Raw genomic sequence first — 22,727 nt, 5'->3', positions numbered from 1 at the left:
TTTCTATTTACTGTAAGCAGCCTGAAACAACCTGAAAGAAGTTAATAATTAAAGAGACGTGTAATACCTTGCGGGTTTTATTTTCGGTAATTTTAAAATAATTTCATAAAACTAAATCAATGAACCCAAACACTCTTTCAATCTTGACATAGAATGAACTATCAGATGTATAGGAGGTGTACAATATGGGAAATGACAATGGCGGGTACGAAGGTGGTCGTAATAATGGATCAGGCTTCGCGTTACTTATCGTTCTATTTATTCTTTTAATTATCATTGGCGCAAGTTTCATGAACTGCGGTGGTTACGGTGGCGGTGGCGGTGGCTACTGTTAAGGTAGCTATTATTGACACTGTTGGATAAAAATCATAATCCACCAGAAAAGACAGGTTTTTTTAACCTGTCTTTTCTAATGTTTACAAAATGAAGGAAGTAGGTACTTAACTGAAGGCTGCACACCTAGAATTCAAACAAAGAATGTACATAAATGACAGTAGTTGGGTTGCGTTTATACTTTTTCCATTAAGGGTAAAGAACTAAGGAGCATAATTATTTAAGGAGGAATTGACATGCAAAACAACTTAAGTCAAAAGATTGTAGTTGTCTATGGTACTCAGGCGGTATTAACTAAAATTGAAGAATTACGCTCAGGAGGTATTATAAGTAACAATATTCACATTTTCACTAAGGATAGTAGTAAATTTGCGAATTTAAAATGGGATTCGGACATTAAAAGACATCCTACAGGCAATTGGGTTGACCAGTTTAAGTCATGGTTTTCTGATGACTCCGCTATTGAAGAAGGTTTAAAGAAATTGAAATTAACGGATGAAGAAAATGCACATTACACACGAATTTTAGAAGCTGGCGGAACCATATTAGTCACTGGTCAAGATCCATTTAATGATTTAGGGCAATCAGATAAAATAATTGATGAGAAAGGTGCAATGATAGACGAGCCCATTCACCATGATGAACAAATGATTGACCGAGAGGACTCTTTAGACAGACGTGAGCGAATTGTGGAGATTGAATCAATGCGTCGATTGTATTAACATTAGTTTAGTAAAAAGTACTGAAATAGATTAGTCAATCTTTTAATTACTACGTAATAATTAAAATACCTTCAAGCTCAGTAAATTTGATGTTTATACTGTGCAAGAAGGTATTTTAATTTGAAAATTTCATTTTAATGAATAATTACTAACCATAAATAAAGACCAAGCAATGTAAGAAATAACGTGGGAATCGTTAATATTATACCTGTCTTAAAATATGTACCCCATGAAATTCTGACTTCATTTAAGGATAAAACATGTAACCAAAGTAACGTGGCTAAAGAGCCAATTGGTGTAATTTTTGGTCCTAAATCAGAACCAATAACATTGGCATAAATCAATGCTTCACGTATAACTCCGTCTGTAGTAGTCTCTGAAATAGCTAGTGCGTCAATCATAACTGTAGGTAAATTATTCATTACCGATGACAGAATAGCAGCTAAGAAACCCATACCCATTGTCGCAGCAAATAATCCTTGGTTTGCTGTCCATTGAATAACATCAGACACAACATTTGTTAAACCAACATTTTTTAAACCGTAAACAACTACGTACATACCAATTGAGAAGAAAACGATGTTCCATGGTGCCCCTTTAATAACTGTTCCGGTATTAACGGCTTTACTTCTTCTAGCCATTATTAGAAAGAACAATGCAACAAGGATTGCAATAAATGATACAGGAATACCAATAGCTTCACTTGAAAAGTAACCAATTAGCAGTATTCCTAATACGTACCACGATAAACGAAACATTGTGACATCACGAATTGCATCAACAGGTTTCTTTAATACTGTTGGGTTATAATTCTTCGGAATAACTTTACGGAATAATAAAATCAATACTATAACACTTGCAATAAGTGCAAAGAAATTGGGGATAATCATTCGTGATGCATACTCAGAGAAACTAATATTGAAAAAGTCCGCCGATACTATATTTACCAAATTACTTACGACTAAGGGCAAAGAGGTTGTATCAGCAATAAATCCACTTGCTATTATAAATGGAAATACTTTTTTACCGTCAAACTGTAGGTTTCGAACCATAGCCAATACAATGGGAGTTAGAATAAGGGCTGCACCATCATTTGCAAAAAATGCTGCTACTAATGCTCCTAGAACAGTGACATAGATAAACATTCTAAGACCATTTCCTTTTGCTGCCCTAGCCATATGAAGTGCAGACCATTCAAAGAAACCTATTTCATCTAATATGAGTGAAATAATGATAATTGCTATAAAAGTTAACGTCGCATTCCAAACGATCGATGTAACATCTAATACATCAGTAAAATCCACTACTCCTAAAATTAATGCAATGATGGCTCCACCACATGCAGACCACCCTATAGACAATCCTTTTGGCTGCCAAATGACTAGTACAAGTGTTACTAAAAAAATCAATGACGCTAATATTGCCAATTTCTATGTCCAACCTTCCATTTTCAACAAGAAATTCATAAGAACTGTATTTCTAATTGTAATAATTTATTGTCCTGACTATAAATGTTGTCTATCAAGCTCTACTCGAATGGATTACACAAGTTTATGCTTCGTAATCCTCTTCTTACTTCTATAACTATATCAACATATATTAATAAGTGAAAGAGCCTCGTTTTGATAAGACTAACAAAACAGGCTCTTTCTTATTTTTATTTTAATTTGTGCTATTTAATCGGATTTTCGCATTTTTTAGCATCCCGAAAGCTAGCCCCATCATTAAACCAATACCCGTGATAATAAAGAATAATAATCCAATACTCTCTTTTAGAACGACCATTTGTAAAATAACCCCTACTAACGCACCTAATGTTAAACCGATGAACATAAATGCTGCGTAATATAGCCCTATTGCTTCCTCAATATTTGGTTCGAGATATTGCATCCATTTAGCATTTCTATCTAGCATAGGATTGTCTGGATTTTCAACTGCAAACGATGCCTTAGCTTTTTCAAATGCATCTGCTTCAGAAATGCCTTCTTCTATCATTAAATCTTGAATATAATCGTCCATATAACTCATTAACTCTTCTTGTGCTTCATTATTCTTTTGTGAAGACCATTTAAATTTAGCAGCAGACTTCTTCGCCTCCCCTAATGTTTGATTCGCTTGAATCGCAAGTTCTTCAAAGTATGTAAGCTCTTTACTATCACTTACACTTAGCTTGGTATTCTGCTTCACGAATTGATTGATTTTGTTTTTCGTTTCTTTACTTAGTGTCATGTTACTCGACTCCTTCCAAAAATTGATCCATTAATTGTTTCATGAAAAGCCATTCCGCTTTTTTATGGCTTAAATACTCTTTTCCTGTATTCGAGAGATGATAGTACTTTCTTCTAGCCGCTGCACTTCCTTCTTGCCAATAACTCGTTACATAGCCATTTTTCTCTAGACGTTTAAAAGATAAATACAAAGTTCCTTCTTTTATTTCGAATGAATTCTTGCTTTGTTTTTTAACTTCTTTACTCAGATCATAACCATACATATCGTCATGGTAAAGCAAGCTTAAAATGATTGTGTCTATATAACCTCGTAATATCTCCTTATCAATTTCCACGTAATTCTCTCCTTCAACAATACCTTGCTTTGTTAGGTACAAACAGATTATAAAACATTCATACCTTATAAAGCAATGTATAAATTAAAGTAAGGTATAAAAAGTTCCTTCTTTTAAGATTGAAACAATGCTCCATAATGGTTCAATAGGCAAAAAAAAAACGTTTATAAAGCGTTAATCTACGCTGTACAAACGGTTTTTTTATGTGAAATTGAAAAAAATGGTAATTTCCAAAACAAAGGGATTATCTGCATTTTTCTAGAAATTAAAAATATACTTGCACTAAAGTGAGGAGTGAAGGTATTATCATTAAACTCAAAAGAAGTTTACCTTTTATAGTGAATGTATTTTTACGATGATCTATTATTTCTTATTACTGTTATTGTATCTTCAAGATGTGATCAGTGGAGTTTCTTTTGTCGTTATTTTATTGCTTAGCTTAATCATTTTATCGATTGCGCTTATTGTGTATCGGAAAAAACGTGCTATCAAACGAAAAGTCGTGTTAATTACATTGTTGATGGCCCTACTATTTTGTTACGAAATACATCTGATATTTTATGATGTCTACACACACGCTGCATACAGTATACAGATCCTTTAGAAGGATACAAAGGTTCAGGAATCTATTTAATAGGGGTAAATCGAGTTGATTTCCAATTTACTGAAAACAAAAACGCTGTTATAGACTTTTTAAAAGAACAACAAATAGACTATCTGGATATTACTAAAATCACCAATTCGGACAGGTACGGAAGTAAGAACCGACAATTATTGAAGTGGTTCCATCTTGGGAAAGATAGCGTAGAACAAATGAGAGAAAACGTGAATCATTTTTTAGGACAAGAGCATGGAAGGATTAACAAATTTTTAAATAACGATCATATTGATGGAAGTAGCGCTGGGTTAGGTTTAGCGTTAACAGGACTTATTGTGAGGGGCGATTTGCAAAATGACTTAAAGATTGCTGTTACAGGGGCAATTAGCGAAACGGGAGACGTATTAGCCATAGGGATTTTAAAAGAAAAAATGCAAATTGCTGAAAAATCCGGTTTTTCATTGATGATCGTTCCAAGTGCAAATAGAAAAGAAGCTTTGGAAATTCAGCAGAAACAAAATTTAAACATGCAAATTCTTGATGTGGCACATGTAGAAGAAGCAGTTCGACTGATTAATGAATTGAACGATAAAAGTAATGAACAAAATAAATAAGGAATTCTGCATTGCTTCTTATAAACAATACAGGATGCCTTGTGTTTATCTACATTAGAGAAGTTGAGAAACATTCGACTTGATTTGCAAGACGAATCTATAAAACTAATTCAAATGATACACCTTAGTTTCTTTTATGTAATCATGCTACTCATGGTTGAATGTCTAATAAAATCCAGTTTAGTAGGGCAAATATGATTATTAATCCAAATTACTGTATTTCTTTTCATTCCATTATCATCTCTTAAATATAATAAATCTAATAACTCTTTTAAATAATTTGTACCTATCCTCTAATTATTTTACATATAAACTGTATAACATTTACATAATAGTACAATTAAGTTATGATAAGTACTATTATGTAAATAGAAGAAGGTGTAAAATGGGAGTTATTGGGATTATAATTATTTGCGCGATTTTTGCTGTATTTGAAGCTGTACGAAGATTAAATAATAATGTTCTAGAGCAAACAGAAGAAATAAAAAAAATAGGTGACGAACTAAAAGAACTTCGTAAACGGCTGTAGCACAAATTTTAATTACATAAATGCGAAGTTTCCTTCTTTATCTTATTTACTTTGAATACCCAATACTAACTTAAGGGAGTTTCGCTTCTTTTTCAACTTCTTTAAACCTTCCTTTGAATCTAGGATTACTACCGTTTTAAATAACCAAATTCGAAGATAAACCGATTTTAAAATAATCGGTCCTATTATACCTCGTTCCTCTAATTCTGTCTCTGTCCTAACAATCCACGTGTTGCCAATTCCTATTTCAATAAATTTCATTTTTGATCACCGCTTCACTTTTGTTAATCACTAAATGTAAATAGTATTTGTTGTCTTACCTATCGGAAAAAAATAGATTGGTAAAAATAATAGTAACATATCAAAACTCAAACCTTATTCCAAGAAGTGACAAATATTTATAAAAATTATATTAATTTTCCTTTATTCGTCCTAAAATGTATAGTTTCTGCAATAAAAATACAGGTGAATAAACCTTCACAAACGCTTATGTATCAATGGTTCAAAAGTATTCATTCGCATATTTTGGTTGCTTTGAGCGTTCATGAAAAATAGATTTGTGTATCTCTGTGTTCTAAAACGTTATAGTGTAACCCACTTTTTCTATTAAATTCGCTATTTTATTTATAGATTCTTTTGAATTTATAATATACTTTTTAGATTACACTATTTTCAGTTATCCCATTTAACAAAACTTTCATTTTTGTATAATTAAATTTCACTATTCTCTATCTACATTATCTAAACTCTAAATATCCAGGTTTCTACAACAATAAACTAGTATCATCCCTCCCCTTCTTTCATTTCCTTTAATGTGTAGATACCTTCTTTAATAATTTGACAATTTTTTTCTGTTCTGTTACGATAATTCTCAATAAAAGCATACAAATTCGTTGATGAGAAAGAGTAGCGTTACATCTTATTCCCTAGAGAGCTGACAGATCGGTGCAAGTCAGTGTTTAAGTGTAATGTGAAGATCCTCTCTGAGAAGATAGTCTGAAGATTCAGTAGGTCTATCCGGGTGTCCGCCGTTAAAAGGAACACGTATGATTGTACGTTGCTGAGTGCTATTGAGCGGTTTTCAATAGAATTAGGGTGGTATCGCGGTTAACCCCGTCCCTTACTTGGGACGGGGTTTTTTGTATGTTTTTATATAATTTAGTATTGGAGCGATATCAATGAATTCGATTGAAGGTAAAGAAAATACAGTACAACGTGAACAACGCATTCGTAACCTCTGGACAGAACAAGATACTTTTCAAGCTTCTGTTGATGCAAGAGAAGGAAGCACACCGTTTGTTTTTTATGAAGGTCCACCAACTGCAAACGGTCTACCCCATGTAGGCCATGCATTTGGCAGAACGATTAAAGATGTTGTGGCACGTTATAAAACGATGCAAGGATTCCAAGTAGAAAGAAAAGCAGGCTGGGATACACACGGTCTTCCTGTAGAACTAGGTGTTGAAAAGCAACTAGGTATTTCGGGTAAACAAGAGATTGAACGTTATGGTATAGAGCCATTTATTAAGAAATGTAAGGAAAGTGTCTTCACTTACGAGAAGAAATGGCGTTCATTTACCGAAGAATTAGGTTATTGGGTTGATATGGATGATCCTTATATGACATTAAGCAATGACTATATCGAAAGTGTATGGCACATCTTGAGTAAAGTGCATAAAGACAACTTGTTATATAAAGGGCATCGTGTTTCACCTTACTGCCCTAGCTGCCAAACATCATTAAGTTCACATGAGGTCGCACAAGGCTATAAAGATGTAAAAGATTTATCTGCTACAGTGAAATTCAAATTAGCTGATAAAGAAAATGAATTCTTCTTAGGTTGGACGACAACACCTTGGACTTTACCTGCTAACGTAGCACTTGCTATGAATTCAGAATTAACTTATGTAAGAGTTAAAAAAGAATCAGAGATCTTCATTGTCGCAAAATCATTAGTTGAAAAAGTGCTAGGTGAAGATGTTGAAGTTCTAAGTGAGCATAAAGGACATGAATTTGAAGGGATACGTTATTTGCCTCCATTCAATTATGCAACTGTCGAAAAAGGACATATCGTTGTCTTAGCTGAATACGTAACGGAGAGCAGTGGTACCGGTATCGTTCATATTGCACCGGCCTATGGTGAAGATGACTATAAAACTATTCAACAAAATGGCTTATCTTTTGTGAATATAGTCGACTTGCAAGGTCGTTACACAGCAGAGGTAGTTGATCTTGAGGGCAGATTTGTAAAAGACTGTGATGTAGATATTATTAAAATGCTTTCTGAAAAAGGTCTGCTATTTAGCAAAGAAAAGTATGAGCATAGCTACCCACACTGCTGGCGTTGCGATTCACCGCTTCTTTACTATGCGACAGATAGCTGGTTTATCAATATGTCGTCACTGAAAGAGCAAATGCTTGCGAATAACGAAACAGTCACTTGGTATCCTGAGCATATCAAAAACGGGCGTTTTGGAAACTTCCTTGAAAATCTAGTGGATTGGAATATTAGCCGAAACCGCTACTGGGGTACCCCATTAAATGTATGGATTTGTGATGATTGTGGCTATGAAGTAGCTCCTGGTAGCATTGAAGAATTAAAAGAGATCGCTACAACTAATTTAGATGATGGTATAGAGCTTCATAAGCCTTATATTGATGATGTCCAGTGCGCTTGCCCTAAATGTCATGGACAGATGGAACGAACGCCAGAAGTTATTGACGTTTGGTTTGACAGCGGTTCAATGCCATTTGCGCAACACCACTATCCATTTGATAACAAAGAGAAGTTTAAAAAACAATTCCCTGCAGATGTAATTATAGAAGGTATTGACCAAACACGGGGCTTCTTCTATAGCCTATTAGCAGTTTCTACCCTATTTACTGGGCAGGCACCATATAAAAACGTTTTATCATTAGGTCATGTATTAGATGAGAACGGCCAGAAAATGTCGAAGAGTAAAGGCAACGCCCTAGATCCAGTTGAATTGATTCAAGAATACGGTGCTGATGCTCTACGTTGGGCATTCTTGATCGATAGTTCCCCTTGGAATCCTAAACGATTCTCGAAAAAGACCGTGCAAGATGCAAAATCAAAACTAGTTGATACATTAGATAATACGTATAAATTTTATGCTATGTATGCGAAAATTGATGGTTTTGAATATGATTCAAATCAAACAGGCAAGAAAACAATCTTAGATCAATGGATGCTTTCTCGTTTGCATAATACAGTCAAAGTTGTAGAAGAGTTTATGAATGAGTTCCAATTTACAGCTGCTACAAGAGAGATTGCAGCGTTAGTTGATGAAGTGAGTAATTGGTATGTAAGACGTTCTAGAAATCGTTTCTGGGCTTCAGGTCTATCAGAAGACAAAAAAGCAGCTTACTCTACCCTATTTGAGACATTAAGTACAGTTAGCCGCTTACTAGCACCTTTTGTACCTTATATCGCAGAGGATATTCACTTAAAACTACACAACAGTAGTGTACATCTGCAAGACTACCCAAAAGCGGATAAAACAGTCATTAATCCGGAGCTAGAAAAAGATATGGCAACAATTTTGAAAATAGTGGAATTCGGAAGAAGTATTCGTAATAGTACTTCATTAAAAACCAAGCAACCGCTTCATCAAATCATCGTTTGGCAAAATGGAGACTCTAGTTCATTAGATGCTTATACAAATATCATAAAAGATGAATTAAACGTCAAGACGGTTACATTTGCTAATGATATCACTAAATATGAATCAGCTAGCTTCAAACTGAATTTCAAAACGGCTGGGGCTGCATTTGGTAAAGCGGTCAATTCCGTTAAGCAATATGTAGAAAATATGCCGGAAGAAGAAAAACAAACAATTCTTTCTCAAGGCGAAGTACAAATTAATGTAAATGAAAACAGCTATACTTTAAAATCTGAGCACATTCTTGTAGAATCTGCTGTAACACCTGGTTTTGAGCTAGCTGGTGATCAGCAATTAAAAGTATTGCTAGATGTACAATTAACGCCTTTATTAATAGAAGAAGGACAAATAAGAGAGCTTATTCGTACAATTCAAGACACAAGAAAGAAACTAGATTTACCAGTCGAGATGTATGTATCTCTTAACATTGTTGCAAGTACTGAAGTAAAAGAAATGATCCGTCGTTTTGAAGATTTAATGAGAGAAAATTTACTTGTAAATGACATCACGTTTAATACATTAGCAGAAAATGAGCAACCTATTGATGTACAATTAGGTACCACACTTGTTAAAGTTGCAATGAATTACCAATAATGATGATTTAAATAACAATAGTTTAAGCACACTGAAAAGGGGCTGTCCATTAAGTCGATAACGACTTGTGGACGCCCCTTTTATTTTGAGTGGAGAGGATTCTCTAAAGTTAATTATTCATAAATATTAATAATTGTAACTTTTTCACGAGTCATTGCTTCTATACTCCGTTTTATACCTTGTGTTCCCATACCTGAACCTTTGATTCCTATGAATGGGAAGTGGTCAGGTCCACGTTCTGTTCTTCCGTTTATCTGGACAGAACCTGCTTCAATTTGAGGTGCTATAGTAAATGCCTTATTTATGTCTTTAGTAAAAACACTTGCTTGTAAACCAAATTTCGACGCATTTGCTAGTGTAATGGCTTCTTTATCTGATTTCACTCGAATAATAGGAAGTACTGGGCCAAACGGTTCTTCCCAAGCAACTCTCATATCTGTTGTAATATTGTCTAGTAAGGTCGGGTATATTAGATTTCCTTCACGTTTGTTTCCCACAACTAATGTAGCTTCTTTTTCTAATGCATCATCAATTAAACCTTGTACAAAGTCTGCAGATTTATCATCGATTAGCGGTACAATAATATTATTTTCTTCAGGAGAACCTACTGTTAAGGATTCTATTTCTTCTTTTAATAATGATACTAATTCATCAGCAACAGTTTCGTTTACAAGAACACGTTTAATTGCTGTACAACGTTGGCCTGAATATGAATATGCTCCTGAAATAATTTGTTTCGAAGTAAACACTAAATCAGCGTCTTCCCGAACGATAGCTGGGTCTTTTCCTCCAAGCTCCATTACAAGTGGAATCATGTTCGAAATTTTTGCAATATGTTGTCCAGTTTCTGTTCCGCCTGTGAATGAGATCATATCGATGTCAGGATGCTCAACAAGGTAGTCACCAATAACAGATCCTCGTCCAGTTACAAGATTAAGAACGCCTTTTGGTAAGCCTGTTTTGTGAAGAGCTTCAATCATTTTCACACCACTAATTGCACCTTGAGTTGCTGGTTTGAAAATAACTGCATTTCCCACAATTAGAGATGGCGCAATCTTTGCGGCAGATAAGTTCACGGGATAGTTAAACGGTGAAATGGCAAGAATGACTCCAAGTGGGACACGATGAGTCACTGCAATTTTAGAGCGATTTCCCCCTGGGAAATTTTCGCCCAACATACTTTCCCCTTGCATATGTGTTGCTTCTTCTATTGTGTATTGAATAAAATCTGCAGTACGTTCCACTTCCTTTACCGCATCATTAAATGTTTTACCTACTTCTTCCATGATAGATTGAGCAATTTCGTTTTTCATTGCAAGTAATTCATTAGCCCATCTATATAAATATTCACCACGAGCACGTACAGAAAGTTGAGACCATTCTTTTTGGGCAAGTTTTGCGCCGTTTATTGCTTCATCTACTTCATCCTGAGAAATAGCTTGAACGTGGCCAATTTCCTCACGTAAATAAGGCGATAAAATGCTTATACTTTCTTTTGAGCTACTTTCACGCCATTCTCCATTTATATAAAATTGATAATTTTTAGCCATGATGCCTCCTCCAATAATCCGATGTTTTACTATTATTTACTTGTTTTCAGTTGTCATACTTATAATTCCGTCATTTAACCCTACGACATCATGAGCTTTTTTAAAAATATGTAAAAAACACCGTACCTTGATATTGCTAATATCAGGGTACGGTGTTTTCTTTTTAAAGTTCATTCACATTCACTTCAAACGGTCATGCAATATAAAAGTTTTTAATTTCATAAATTCCATCTATAAATCCAATAAAACCACCAATGGTAAATAAGACAGCTGGAATTACAGATGCACTTGCAGTTATTAAACTATACACCCCAAAAACACATAAAATCAGGCAACTAATTAAACTAATCATTACTCTGACCCTTTTATTGATGAATATCCCCTCCAAAATAATCTATACCTTATATTCTTATAATTCTCGAATTATACATAAATTCCTTTTGATTATTTTTAAATCATTTACACATGCAAGTCTTTATCGAATAATCGAAGCCATTTTCAGAGAAGGACAGGCAGCAGAAGAAAGTATGGGAGATAAACTAAGAAGTCAAATGTCTTTGTCTCCAATGCTGTGAATATCAAAGACGATGACAATTATTATATGCTGGACTACTACCTGTTGATGCGGTTTATTGCCCGTCCATAGTACTAGCTTTACTCATTTAATAAATTTCATCATTTATTTAAAGAGAACTGCTTCAGCACATCAGGTGCTTCCTTAGCAAAGAGAAAAACGATTCCTTCATTTCAAAGTTAGCCTAGTATATGTTATCAATATCCCTAAAGTAATAAATGATACAGGGTGATACATAGGAGTTAAATAAATTATGTATCACTCTTATATTTCTTATTCAATAAACATGCTCGTAATTTTGAAAGGATGTTCTACAATTTACTAGAAGGCGACTGACAACCGTAAGAGTATGCTAGACAAAGAAAACCACTCTTTTCAAGGATTGGTCTACTCATTGGACTGGCATCAACAGTAAGGAAAGGATGCCCTTTTTCAAATGCCTTTTTTGCGCGAACAGCTAGCAAAGATGTATAGTATCCTTTTCCTCTATACATAGGTAGCGTCGAACCTCCCCATAAACTTGCAAACGATGAGTTGGCCTCTATGTACATCCATGCGGCACTTACGAGCTTAGCCTCCTCATATATCCCATAAAGATATAAGGCTTCAGGATTATTTTGTTTATCTCTCCAAAGCCGTTTACCCAGCTCAGCATGTGATTCATTCCAGATTGCATCTTCTAGATCAACAATATCTTGAATGCCTTTTTCATCCGTTAGTTCCTTTAAACCGAAATATTGATTGTTTTTTAGCAAGTGATGCTGATCATCTAGCTTCATCACCATAAGAGCTTCTGCTGTATCTACTCTAAAGCCTTCTTGTTCAAGAATATCTTTCAAACTATCAGGCTTATCATAGCTATACACCTTCCACTCAAAATCTTGTCCTAGGTTACTAAAATAGTCTAACTCCTGCTTTATGATTGTTCTTGCATTATCTTCATTTACATTAGATGCGACTATGAATCCTGATTCGCCAAACTGTGAAATGTGTCGTACTACATGCTCTGTTTCCTCTCTTAAATAACTTTGTGTTTGAGCTTCTTGTCTAAGTTCTTTATGGAATAGTGATATTAGTTCATTTTTATTCATGTTGTCGCTCCTTTCTCTTATAGTTTTTATAGCGTTTTTATAATTATAGCAAATTTATCCATATATATTATTGAGTCGTATGATTTATAAGATATTTCCTATAAATAAATTTATGTAAATACATCCAAAAGTTGACTGGTAAATTTGAACAATGATAACATAAAAAAATTAGAAAATGTTTTTTTCTAATCTTAATACCAAACTAACTATTTATTCAAATTACATATTAATTTATTAAAATACTAAGCAAAGGAAGTACACTAAATGATTGATAATAGTGATTTACCTATTCCAAAACTCGATATTAGTCGCAGTGATTTACATGCAGATTGTGAAAACTGCTTTGGTTTATGTTGTGTTGCGCTCCCCTTCGCAGCTTCGGTTGATTTTGCAATTGATAAAGTGGCGGGTAAGCCATGCTCTAATTTGCAATCGGATTTTCGATGTAGCATTCATAACAATCTGAGACAAGAGGGATTTAAAGGTTGTACAGTTTTTGACTGCTTCGGTGCAGGACAAAAAGTTTCTCAAACTACATTTAAAGGAATCGACTGGCGCGAAAATACACAAATAGCGCAGAAAATGTTTGATGTCTTCCCAACTATGCATCAACTTCATGAAATGATCTGGTATCTGACTGAAGCGCTGAATTTGAAGGAAGCAAGTCCAATACATAGAAAACTTAGCACTGCACTTCATGAAACGGAACGACTTAGCCAACTTAGTTCAGATGAACTTTTAAAGCTAGATGTACCATCACACCGAGTAGTAGTTAATGCTTTACTTTTAAACACTAGTGAACTTGTAAGAAGCAAAGTAATCTCTCAGCATATGGACTCTAAAAAAAGAAAAACACTTGACCGTCGAGGAGCAGATTTGATGGGGGCAAAGCTTAGAGGTGCGGACTTTAGAGGAGCTAATTTAAGAGGGGCATATCTTATTGGGGCAGACTTACGAGACGCAGACTTACGCATGGCTGACCTTATTGGAGCTGATTTCCGAGATACCGATCTAAGAGGGGCAAATCTAACTGGCAGTATCTTTCTCACACAAGTTCAAGTTAATGCTGCAAAAGGTGATGAACAAACAAAATTACCGCATTTGCTTTCACGTCCAACACACTGGACTGTAAGTGAAAAGAGATATAAAAACAAAGAGGTGTTTTGATTGAGTGAAGAATATTTTGAAGTCCCAATACGATGTACAGGGATTGCGACCGTTTTATTAAAAAAGATAGAAGATGAATATAAAGTGTTACTCTTAAAAAGAAATACTTCTGTTCTTCGGAATGTTTGGTGTTATATTGGTGGTAGTATTGAAGAAGGTGAAAAGGCTTGGGAAGCTGCTTTCAGAGAAATAAATGAAGAAACAGGGATTACAAATGTATTATTATATGCATCTAACAAATTTGACCAAATATATTCACCTCAAGAAAATTATATATATGTTGCCCCTGTATTTATTGGATTTGTGGAAGACCATCAAGATGTAAAATTAAATGATGAACATAGCGACTATCAATGGTTGTCTTTTGAGGATGCGATAGAAACAGTCTCATTACCCGGAAATGATGAAGTTCTTAAGTCTATTGAAAAACATTTTGTACAGAGAAAACCTCCAAAGTTTTTACGTGTTGGAGATTAAAATTTCTTCTAATAGGGATCGTTAGTTGAAGAAAAGACATTACATATAATATATATAATGTCCTTTAATTTATCTGCTTTTTTTATTGTTGTCTTGATAATATATTCTTTGGGATTATCTGTGCATTATTATCACTCTTCCATATCCATTCCTACCTGTTTCAAAAATATAGATATCTCTTCAATCGGTTGTTTACTAAATGCTCTGATAAGGCTTAACCAAGCAAAGTATCTGTTTTCTTTATGTATTAGTGGATATAGAACAATTAACAATACGCCAAAAGCTAGAGTGATCACTACAGAAAGTTGGCTTGATAATGTTTCAAATACCAATGTTTTCACTCTCTAAGCTAAATAGCATCTATTCCTCTTCTTTCCTTTTTTTCATTAGCTGAATCATTTCATCATTTTGCTCGATAATCCGATCCATTTGATTTCTCATTTTAGTAAAGTCATATGAAAAAACTAGAAGCAGAATAATTATAAAGAATATCATTTAAACTCCCCACCTTATCATACGATCATACGTTGTAACTAATTTTAGCATCGAGCATTCACTTTTATTTGTAAATTCTACAACAGCTTGAACTAATATCGTTCCTATTCCTTGATTTACTAATGAGAATATTTACCCCACTCTAATAGTATTAGTGGAAATAAACAAGTACCCTCAAAAAAATCATGTCTCGCTGAATGTAACTTCAATTGCAATAGAATTCACGGAGCAAACAACTATTGAATCCCTGATGAAGTAGAAAGTCTCCATGTGTCACCCCAATATTCATCGTATTGAATATACCATTTTCCGTTTATTTGTACTTCTAGCCATGAAAAAGGTGGTATAGATACTACTCTAGTTTTATAACCGTTCATATCAAATACAATTTGTTGTGCATGTGCATAAGAGTCTGAATCACCTTTACGTTTGTATAAGATGTGGTATGCAGAATATACATCGTAATCATCTACATAACGACTGTAAAATGGCGCGACACGTAAAAAATCTCTAGCTTCCAGCTCAACCTCAGCGACTTTCACAATCTGGGAATAAGGTACTTTATTATTTCTTAAATCTTCACCCCAACGCTCAGCGGCATCCAAACCTTCATAATAATCATCTCCACTAATATAATCAAGCGGTACTTTTACCCCGTTTTTAAAGTAATCCACATATTGTTCGTGTTGCCAAAAACCAAAAACAAATCTTCTTTTGTAGTTCTTGAAGTAATTATTAACATAAGCCATTGTTTTATCATACTGGTATTGGTTATCAGCACCATATGTATGGCCTTGATATTTAGTCTTGATACGCGATGGGATTATTGGTGAAGCCTGAGTGATTTCAATTGTCTTTGCACTTGTTGATATAGAAACTTTTGTGCCTGTAGCTTTGGCCACTAGATCATGTGGGATCATGAATACATCATTGATTGCTTGAGCACTTGTCGATAGCGTTATTTTCTTGCCATTTACAGTAGCTACTTTAGATCCTTGTTTGATTGTAGAAGTTGTACCATCACTTTTAATAGTTAACACTTTAGTTTTGCTATTAAAAGTAGTATTTCCGCCTAAGAGTCTTATAAAGCTTTTTGCAGGTAATATATGATTAGGGCCTATTCTAATAGAGCTATTATGAAGAGATACAGGTTTACCATTGATGGTCACCTTGTACTTAACTGTCGCAGCAACCATCGTGATATTGCTATGATTATCGGCAGCAGCATCTATCTTTTGTTTTGAATCCACTATGTCATTAGGTTCGATTGAGCTTGTTAAACCTAACGTCAGTATCGATCCGCTAAGTAACAATGAGCTAATCAACTTATTTGTTTTATTCAACACTATCACTCCTTATATATCATTAATTATACATGAATTGGAAGTTTAAGTAATTCGATTTTTCAGATTGTCTACTTGTCAAAATAACTAAAATACAGGTTTAGTTTTATCAAATAAAAGTTTTAGTCTGTATGTAAGTTACCTTTCAAGTTTTAACTTTTACACACATACAGGTGAATAATAAACTTACATATATAAATTGGAATAAAACATATTAAATTAACAAAAGCAAAAGGTTCAAATCATATGAGATTTGAACCTTAAATTTATAACTTAGTTAGGTTAGTTGCACCTTATATAAAGAAGAAGCCGTTCCTTTGTATTTGTATTAATTGCAGAATGAATATTGCATACTATTTCCCAATCATTCATTGTGTTTGATTGTTTTTCAATGTCACTTCAATAGGTAAATTAAGTTCTGCTTTATTTTTCGAGAAAAAGACGTTGACTCCATTTTCTAATTGAATATAATCTTGAACTTTTACTTTATTATTTATCTCTATAGTATCATCTGTAAGTGATACTCCCCAAATAATACTTTCACCATTTTCTAACTCATGATATATCCATTCTACTGGATCGCCTTCGTGGTCCTTTCTCTTCCACACTTCATAGTTCATTTTGCCGTTATAACTAAGTATTCCATCTTCAAAGTAAAAGATTTGAATTGTTTTACGGTATATATCCGAATAAAAAAAGGTTTTTCCATTTTTGATTGTAAGAGATTCGATTAGCTCATCGCTTTCTATATATGTATCAAGTGCATCTGAAATCTTTTGAGCATAGTAATTATTATCAAAATTAATAGTAGGCTTTATTGAAAAAGTTAGTAACATTAAGATAATCATTATAAAAAAAAGTAAAATAATCGTCTTCTTAATCATGATTTTTAATCACCTTTCTTTACCTTCTCATATTGCTAATCTTTAAGTATGTACTAAAATGAATGCTATTTTATATTTATCGATAATAGATGCAACTTATGCATTGTCATTAATAAATTTTCACTACTAAAACTATTGAAATCATCCAAAATAAAAGATGAGTGACCACAGCCACTCATCTTTCTTGCTTCATATCAAATTTTATGAATCTTATATATAAATTTATAATTACATAACCCAAATTTGCCCTATATCTACTTAGTTTTCTTGTAAATATTTGGCCTTTTAAACTTCTCTATTCAACCGTCCAATTGATAAGTAATCCTGCGTGTGCCAAACCACCGCCAAATCCGTATAATAAGATTTTATCTCCGTTCTTAACTTTGCCTTCACGAACACCTTGATCTAATGATAGTGGTATTGTTGCTGCTGAAGTATTACCATAATCCACTAGGCTATATAATGTTTGCTCAATAGGAAAGTCGCTTTTCTCACATATTGACTCAATCATTCTTAGATTTGCGCTGTGAGGGACGAACCAATCTACATCTTTTAATTCCATTGAAGCATTTTGCAATAACGTTCTCATCCCTTTTGGTACTGTTGTGACAGCCCACTTATATACCGCTCGCCCATTTTGAACAAATTTTCCGTTGTCTAATATTTCTTCACCATTCATCATGTTAGATAAATTTGAACAATATAAACTCTTGCCACCTTCACCTTCAGAACCTATATGTGAAGAAATGAAACTTGGTTGTTGTTCATCATATTCTAAAAGTACTGCTCCAGCTCCGTCTCCAAATAGAATACATGTAGCTCTATCGGTATAATCAGTAATTCTAGATAAAGTCTCAGACCCAACCACCAAGACTTTTTTATTTAATCCTGATGTGATCATCCCATTAGCTACATATAATCCGTAAGTAAAGCCGGAACATGCAGTATTTAAATCAAAAGCGCCTGTATTCTTTATACCTAACTTTGCCTGCAGCGTAGAAGCGACACTTGGCGTTTTGTAATCAGGAGTCATCGTACAAACGATGATTAAATCCACATCTTCAACAGATTTATCGAATCGCTCCATTAAATTAAGAACAGCCTGATAAGCTAAATCACTTGTAAACTCATCTTCTCGCGCCATTCTTCTCTCTTTTATTCCTGTACGTTGCACTATCCATTCATCATTTGTCTCAACAAGTATTTCTAAATCTGTATTAGTTAATGTTCGTTCAGGTACATACGAACCGATAGCTGTTATTCTCGCTTTTGATTGAAACATAAAAAAACCTCCAAGTTATTTATCATAATTATATTAACACTTATTTATAGCACCTGGTACTAAATATTATTAAATAAATACACTTTTTACGTTTTAATTTAATAGTTACCTCGTTTTTATTATTTAATACTAGCTGATAACAGAAGGATTATAAGTCAGAAGTATGTTTGGATATGCTCTCCACTACAAAAAAGAATTCGTTCTGTATAAACGAATTCTTTTTAATTGCGCTATTTTAGGGATGTACGGATTACTTTTGAACAATCTTTATTTTATATATACAGCAGTTTCAATGATCATCTATTGGTAACGTATTTTTAATCACATCACTATACCGAGTACTTATTTCTTTTAAATCTTCTTTTCCAATTTCTAGTATATATCTAATTTTAATCTTGTCATATTCTGCTTTGGTTTTAGTTTTCTTTAATTTTGTCGTACTACTATCACCCTTTTGAAATGTAAAAACTGTAGCGTTCTCTCTATACATCATGTCTGCTGTTTCAACAATTACTTGATTGCTCTCCATTGCCTTACCTTTATAAAAATCAACATTTTCAACATCAAATGATTCATCTGAAATGATCTCTTCTTTTGCTGCTTCATCATTCACACAACCAGTTAATACAAGTATGAATAAAAACAAAACTAAAATAGATATTTTCTTGACCATTAATATCTCCTTCCCTTTAATATATTTTCACCTGAGTGTATTACACAATTATTGAATAAGTAATATGTACTCCCTTTGCTAAAAAAACCTCATATTTTGCAACAATCGTGTAAAAGTTACAGCTGAATTACTTGGTAATGTGTTAACTTCATATTGGATTTAGATTCATAAATATAATTAATATCATTTTATAAATCAAAAGCGATTTGAAAATATAAAAGGCGTACAATTGATTTTTGCTTACATATATATTGCCCATTATTTGCCTTAAATAAAATGGAAATAAATACTATAATAATCAAACAAATGAACGCGATTACTCTAAAAATAAAAACTTAGATGTTTTTATGGTTTCTTCTTTTTTTCCCCATCTATACTGCTTTTTGAATTCATTGACATGTAAAAGTATTTATTGTTTTTATGGCATAACAAAATCCCCCTTAGGTAGAGTGTATCAGTATCTACTTAAAGAGGATTTTTTCTTTTACAATCATTTTGCTATTAAATTGTTTTCATTCCAAAATATTCAGGAACCAGTACACTAAATGTTAAATTTTGATTTGTCATTTGTAGTTTCTTCACTTCAATACCAAAGTAAGTCAACATGTTCTTTTCATTTAATAACTCATTTACATTTCCTGTGATAACAGGTTTGTTTTTCGCCACTAATAATACTTTATCTCCAAAATAGATTGCGTGATTAGCATAATGCGTATTTATAATGCAAGAAATATTCTTCTCTCGGACAAGATTTTGAATAGTTTCTAATATTATTTTCTGTTTATGAATATCTAAGTGAGATTCTGGTTCATCCAAAACAAGGATTTTCGGATTAGACACGAGAGTACGTGCAATAAGTGCCAGCTGTAATTCTCCACCACTTACTGAGTTACAAGATTGCTCTGCTAAATGAGCTATTCCTACAGATTCGAGTGCCTCAAATGCCAATTTACGATCGATATCAGAAGGTTTTGAAAAAGCCCCGATATAAATCGCCCTACCCATTATAACTAAATCTAAAATTGAATAAGCAAATGTCATTTTGGATGCTTGAGGTATATAACCAATTTGTTGCCAAATGAATTTTTGGGGTAAAGAACTCATTGGTTTACCGTCTAAATAAGATGCCCCTTGTTTCCAAGGCTGCAATCCCATTATACATTTCAACATTGTTGTTTTACCTGCACCATTTGGACCTAAAATTGATAAAATCTCCCCTGGCTTTAACTCAAAGTTGATTGGATCATGATACAAAAAAGGAGTTTTTTCTTTAATTTTCCCTTTACTATAATAAAAATTCCCATCTTTTACTGCTAATATCATTGCCAGCCACCGCCTGTTTTTCTAAGTAATATAGCGAAAAATGGAGCTCCTACAATCGCTGTTAAAATGGATAAAGGAATTTCGGTAGCTGTAATCGAACGAGCTAGTGTATCAATAACTAATAAGTAAATTGCTCCGATTGAAACTGATGCAGGCAAGACATATTGATTATTACTCCCAACAATCATTCGAGCAATATGTGGAATGATTAAGCCTACCCAGCCAATAATGCCGGAGATTGAAACAGCAGAAGCCGTTATCAATGTCGCAGCAAAAATAACCAGCCATTTTAATTTCGTAGTGGATACACCAAGAGAACGTGCCTCTTCATCTGATAAAGATAAGATATTCATACGCCATCTTAGGGCATATAAAATAATAATACCTATTAATATGAGTGGCCCAGCTACCCATAGATCTTTGTAAGAAGCTGTTCCTAAACTCCCCATTAACCAATATGTAATAGACGGTAATTTTTCTTCTGGATCTGAAACAAATTTCACTAATGAGATGAGTGCTTGGAACAAAGCGCTTGTTACAACACCTGCTAAAACCATCATAAATATCGGCATATTCTTCTTCATACCGCTAATTATGAATGTAAATAGAATAGCTAGAATACCCATTATTAAAGCAAAAATTTGTGTAGTAAAGCCATGACCAATAATCAAAATACCAAGTGAAGCACCAAATCCTGCACCCGCAGAAACTCCAAGAATATCAGGACTAACTAATGGATTCGCAAACATACTTTGAAATGCTGCACCAGCAATAGACAAACCGCCACCAATTAGCATTGCAAGTAGAATACGAGGCAAACGGATTTTCATAACAACTGTTTCTTCCATTTGTGACCACGTTTGCTCGATATCAAACACATGAGATAATAAAATTTTCATTTGTACTACTAAATCTACCTGATAGCGACCTATGCTAAGTGACAAGAAACCAAATAGTATTGGCAGTAGTAATAATATAGCCCATTTCAAAGTATTTTTTCTCATTTCAATTCACCTTCACTTGTTGTTTTCTTAATACTTTGCAGCTTCAGAAGATGGATTTAATATGTCTTTTACTTGGTCTTCTGTTACATCATAGTTATAGAATTTTGAGTAGTATTTTTGAATTTCTTCAGTCATATCATAATCGAATAATTCTGGATGGTTATGCTGTGCCATCCATTTCAGCATAAGAGGTGCATCTCCATTTGGTGGATACCAGCGATAAATGCCCAGAGGTACTTTGAACACTTGTTTATTTTTCACGGCTGTTAACTGACTCCAGTCTTGTCCTTTAATCGTGTTATTGAACAAGTCCTTTGGTTGTGTTTCGGTAAAATTTGTAATGTAGATGATATCTGGATCCCATTTATACACTTGTTCCATATTGACTGCTTTAATTCCTTGAACATCAGCCTCTGCAACATCTTTACCACCAGTTGCTTTAATCCATCGATTGCCATGCATATTAGAGCCTGCTACTGATATTTCTTTATCGCTATGGTATTGAAGAATCATTACCTTTGGCTTATCTTCTTTTTTGACATTTGCAAGCTTATCATTAATCTCTTGTTGATACTTTTTACCTTCATCGATAATTTGCTCTGGTCTATCTGTTGTTCCTGTAATTTCCCCAGTTAATGTTAACCATCGATTTAATATTTCTAATGGATCATCCGAATCTGATGTTGCTTGTAGTGCGACTGTGGGAACACCTGCTTCTTCTAACTTATTTATTGACTTCTCGTCCGATGCGATTTCAAAATAGACTTCTGGATTAACTTTCATCAATTCCTCTATATTCACTTCACCATTTTTAATAAAAGATGTATCCGCTTTTAAAATATCTGGTGAAATGTCTTTTAAGATTGAATGCGAAGCAGCATTAAATGAGTTTGGATGCATACCCACGATCTCTTTTGTAGAATTAGTAGCAACATACCAAGTAGAAAAATAAGGTAGGATGCCACCTACTACAACGCGATCAGGGTTTGTTGGAATTTTTACTTCGCGATTTAATTCGTCCTTTATAATAGTTTCTTCTTTCGATTCTACTGTTTCTTTTGATGATGATTTATTAGCATTGTCCGTCTGATTACAACCTACTAATAACGCAGAAATGGCTAATGCTGATAATGGATATTTCCAATTCATAAGTTCAACTCTCCTAAATTAATTTGATTCAAATAAACGAATGATAATGATTATCAATATCACTTTATACTTTACAGGA

General features: G+C 33.7%; 22 protein-coding genes and 1 other annotated feature. Of the genes, 7 read left to right on the top strand and 15 right to left on the bottom strand.

Features of this window, described 5'->3' with window-relative positions; translation table 11 throughout:
- Window positions 1–185: 185 nt before the first annotated feature.
- Together MKY02_RS11120 and MKY02_RS11115 are read left to right on the top strand one after the other, a co-directional pair.
- Window positions 186–335 (top strand): YjcZ family sporulation protein, encoded by a 150-nt coding sequence (locus MKY02_RS11120; protein ID WP_076035318.1) that lies wholly within the window; start codon window positions 186–188, stop codon window positions 333–335.
- Between the two features lie 234 nt (window positions 336–569).
- Window positions 570–1,055, top strand: coding sequence for a general stress protein (locus MKY02_RS11115; RefSeq protein WP_076035319.1), 486 nt, complete (start codon window positions 570–572; stop codon window positions 1,053–1,055).
- Window positions 1,056–1,189: 134 nt separating this feature from the next.
- Here the strand turns inward: MKY02_RS11115 and MKY02_RS11110 are convergent, their stop codons facing one another.
- The 3 genes from MKY02_RS11110 to MKY02_RS11100 all read right to left on the bottom strand — a co-directional run bounded on the left by MKY02_RS11110 (window position 1,190) and on the right by MKY02_RS11100 (window position 3,618).
- A complete protein-coding gene (locus MKY02_RS11110) occupies window positions 1,190–2,482 on the bottom strand; it encodes an arsenic transporter (protein WP_038181695.1) in 1,293 nt (430 codons plus the stop codon).
- Between the two features lie 235 nt (window positions 2,483–2,717).
- Entirely contained in the window at window positions 2,718–3,284 is a 567-nt protein-coding gene (locus tag MKY02_RS11105) for a hypothetical protein (protein ID WP_076065038.1), read from the bottom strand.
- 1 nt (window position 3,285) lies between these two features.
- Window positions 3,286–3,618, bottom strand: coding sequence for a PadR family transcriptional regulator (locus MKY02_RS11100; RefSeq protein ID WP_076065037.1), 333 nt, complete (start codon window positions 3,616–3,618; stop codon window positions 3,286–3,288).
- An 825-nt stretch (window positions 3,619–4,443) separates the two neighbouring features.
- On the opposite strand from MKY02_RS11100, the gene MKY02_RS11095 reads away from it, so the two are divergent.
- Both MKY02_RS11095 and MKY02_RS11090 read left to right on the top strand, forming a co-directional pair.
- A complete protein-coding gene (locus MKY02_RS11095; protein ID WP_340711173.1) occupies window positions 4,444–4,830 on the top strand; it encodes a S16 family serine protease in 387 nt (128 codons plus the stop codon).
- 385 nt (window positions 4,831–5,215) lie between these two features.
- Window positions 5,216–5,359 (top strand): hypothetical protein, encoded by a 144-nt coding sequence (locus MKY02_RS11090; protein ID WP_164491921.1) that lies wholly within the window; start codon window positions 5,216–5,218, stop codon window positions 5,357–5,359.
- Window positions 5,360–5,401: 42 nt separating this feature from the next.
- On the opposite strand, the gene MKY02_RS11085 is transcribed toward MKY02_RS11090, so the two are convergent.
- On the bottom strand, window positions 5,402–5,620 hold the full coding sequence (locus MKY02_RS11085) for a DUF3977 family protein (protein ID WP_340709008.1): 219 nt from the start codon (window positions 5,618–5,620) through the stop codon (window positions 5,402–5,404).
- A gap of 623 nt (window positions 5,621–6,243) precedes the next feature.
- Window positions 6,244–6,483 (top strand) — a binding site (T-box leader).
- Between the two features lie 54 nt (window positions 6,484–6,537).
- Here MKY02_RS11085 and ileS point away from each other — a divergent pair.
- Complete coding sequence (gene ileS / locus MKY02_RS11080) at window positions 6,538–9,636, top strand: isoleucine--tRNA ligase (protein WP_340711171.1); 3,099 nt, start codon at window positions 6,538–6,540, stop codon at window positions 9,634–9,636.
- 113 nt (window positions 9,637–9,749) lie between these two features.
- Here the strand turns inward: ileS and MKY02_RS11075 are convergent, their stop codons facing one another.
- Window positions 9,750–11,186, bottom strand: coding sequence for an NADP-dependent glyceraldehyde-3-phosphate dehydrogenase (locus MKY02_RS11075; protein WP_340711170.1), 1,437 nt, complete (start codon window positions 11,184–11,186; stop codon window positions 9,750–9,752).
- A gap of 885 nt (window positions 11,187–12,071) precedes the next feature.
- Window positions 12,072–12,851, bottom strand: a complete 780-nt coding sequence (locus MKY02_RS11070) for a GNAT family N-acetyltransferase (protein ID WP_038181713.1) — start codon at window positions 12,849–12,851, stop codon at window positions 12,072–12,074.
- 264 nt (window positions 12,852–13,115) lie between these two features.
- Here MKY02_RS11070 and MKY02_RS11065 point away from each other — a divergent pair, with 264 nt between their 5' ends.
- Window positions 13,116–14,018, top strand: a complete 903-nt coding sequence (locus MKY02_RS11065) for a pentapeptide repeat-containing protein (protein ID WP_076035326.1) — start codon at window positions 13,116–13,118, stop codon at window positions 14,016–14,018.
- Window positions 14,019–14,495 (top strand): NUDIX hydrolase, encoded by a 477-nt coding sequence (locus MKY02_RS11060; protein WP_038181717.1) that lies wholly within the window; start codon window positions 14,019–14,021, stop codon window positions 14,493–14,495.
- A gap of 131 nt (window positions 14,496–14,626) precedes the next feature.
- Here the strand turns inward: MKY02_RS11060 and MKY02_RS11055 are convergent, their stop codons facing one another.
- The 9 genes from MKY02_RS11055 to MKY02_RS11015 all read right to left on the bottom strand — a co-directional run bounded on the left by MKY02_RS11055 (window position 14,627) and on the right by MKY02_RS11015 (window position 22,648).
- Window positions 14,627–14,827 carry a hypothetical protein gene (locus MKY02_RS11055; RefSeq protein ID WP_038181719.1) on the bottom strand — a complete coding sequence of 67 codons (201 nt, stop codon included), beginning with the start codon at window positions 14,825–14,827 and terminating at the stop codon, window positions 14,627–14,629.
- 28 nt (window positions 14,828–14,855) lie between these two features.
- Window positions 14,856–14,990, bottom strand: a complete 135-nt coding sequence (locus MKY02_RS11050) for a hypothetical protein (RefSeq protein ID WP_268746460.1) — start codon at window positions 14,988–14,990, stop codon at window positions 14,856–14,858.
- 236 nt (window positions 14,991–15,226) lie between these two features.
- Complete coding sequence (locus tag MKY02_RS11045) at window positions 15,227–16,333, bottom strand: copper amine oxidase N-terminal domain-containing protein (RefSeq protein WP_076035327.1); 1,107 nt, start codon at window positions 16,331–16,333, stop codon at window positions 15,227–15,229.
- Window positions 16,334–16,701: 368 nt separating this feature from the next.
- The gene (locus MKY02_RS11040) at window positions 16,702–17,217 is read right to left on the bottom strand and encodes a hypothetical protein (RefSeq protein WP_038181727.1); all 516 of its coding nucleotides are present in this window, start codon (window positions 17,215–17,217) and stop codon (window positions 16,702–16,704) included.
- Between the two features lie 295 nt (window positions 17,218–17,512).
- On the bottom strand, window positions 17,513–18,499 hold the full coding sequence (locus MKY02_RS11035) for a ketoacyl-ACP synthase III (protein ID WP_076065034.1): 987 nt from the start codon (window positions 18,497–18,499) through the stop codon (window positions 17,513–17,515).
- A gap of 289 nt (window positions 18,500–18,788) precedes the next feature.
- Complete coding sequence (locus tag MKY02_RS11030) at window positions 18,789–19,172, bottom strand: hypothetical protein (protein ID WP_038181734.1); 384 nt, start codon at window positions 19,170–19,172, stop codon at window positions 18,789–18,791.
- Window positions 19,173–19,673: 501 nt separating this feature from the next.
- On the bottom strand, window positions 19,674–20,495 hold the full coding sequence (locus MKY02_RS11025; RefSeq protein WP_038181737.1) for an ABC transporter ATP-binding protein: 822 nt from the start codon (window positions 20,493–20,495) through the stop codon (window positions 19,674–19,676).
- Window positions 20,492–21,499 carry a FecCD family ABC transporter permease gene (locus tag MKY02_RS11020; protein WP_038181740.1) on the bottom strand — a complete coding sequence of 336 codons (1,008 nt, stop codon included), beginning with the start codon at window positions 21,497–21,499 and terminating at the stop codon, window positions 20,492–20,494. Before MKY02_RS11020 ends, MKY02_RS11025 begins: the two co-directional genes overlap by 4 nt.
- A 27-nt stretch (window positions 21,500–21,526) precedes the next feature.
- Entirely contained in the window at window positions 21,527–22,648 is a 1,122-nt protein-coding gene (locus MKY02_RS11015; RefSeq protein ID WP_038181744.1) for an ABC transporter substrate-binding protein, read from the bottom strand.
- Between the last annotated feature and the right edge of the window lie 79 nt (window positions 22,649–22,727).

This window comes from Viridibacillus sp. FSL R5-0888, assembly GCF_038009105.1.
GTDB classification, from domain to species: Bacteria; Bacillota; Bacilli; order Bacillales_A; family Planococcaceae; genus Viridibacillus; species Viridibacillus arenosi.
This window is presented reverse-complemented; position numbering and strand designations above follow the sequence as displayed.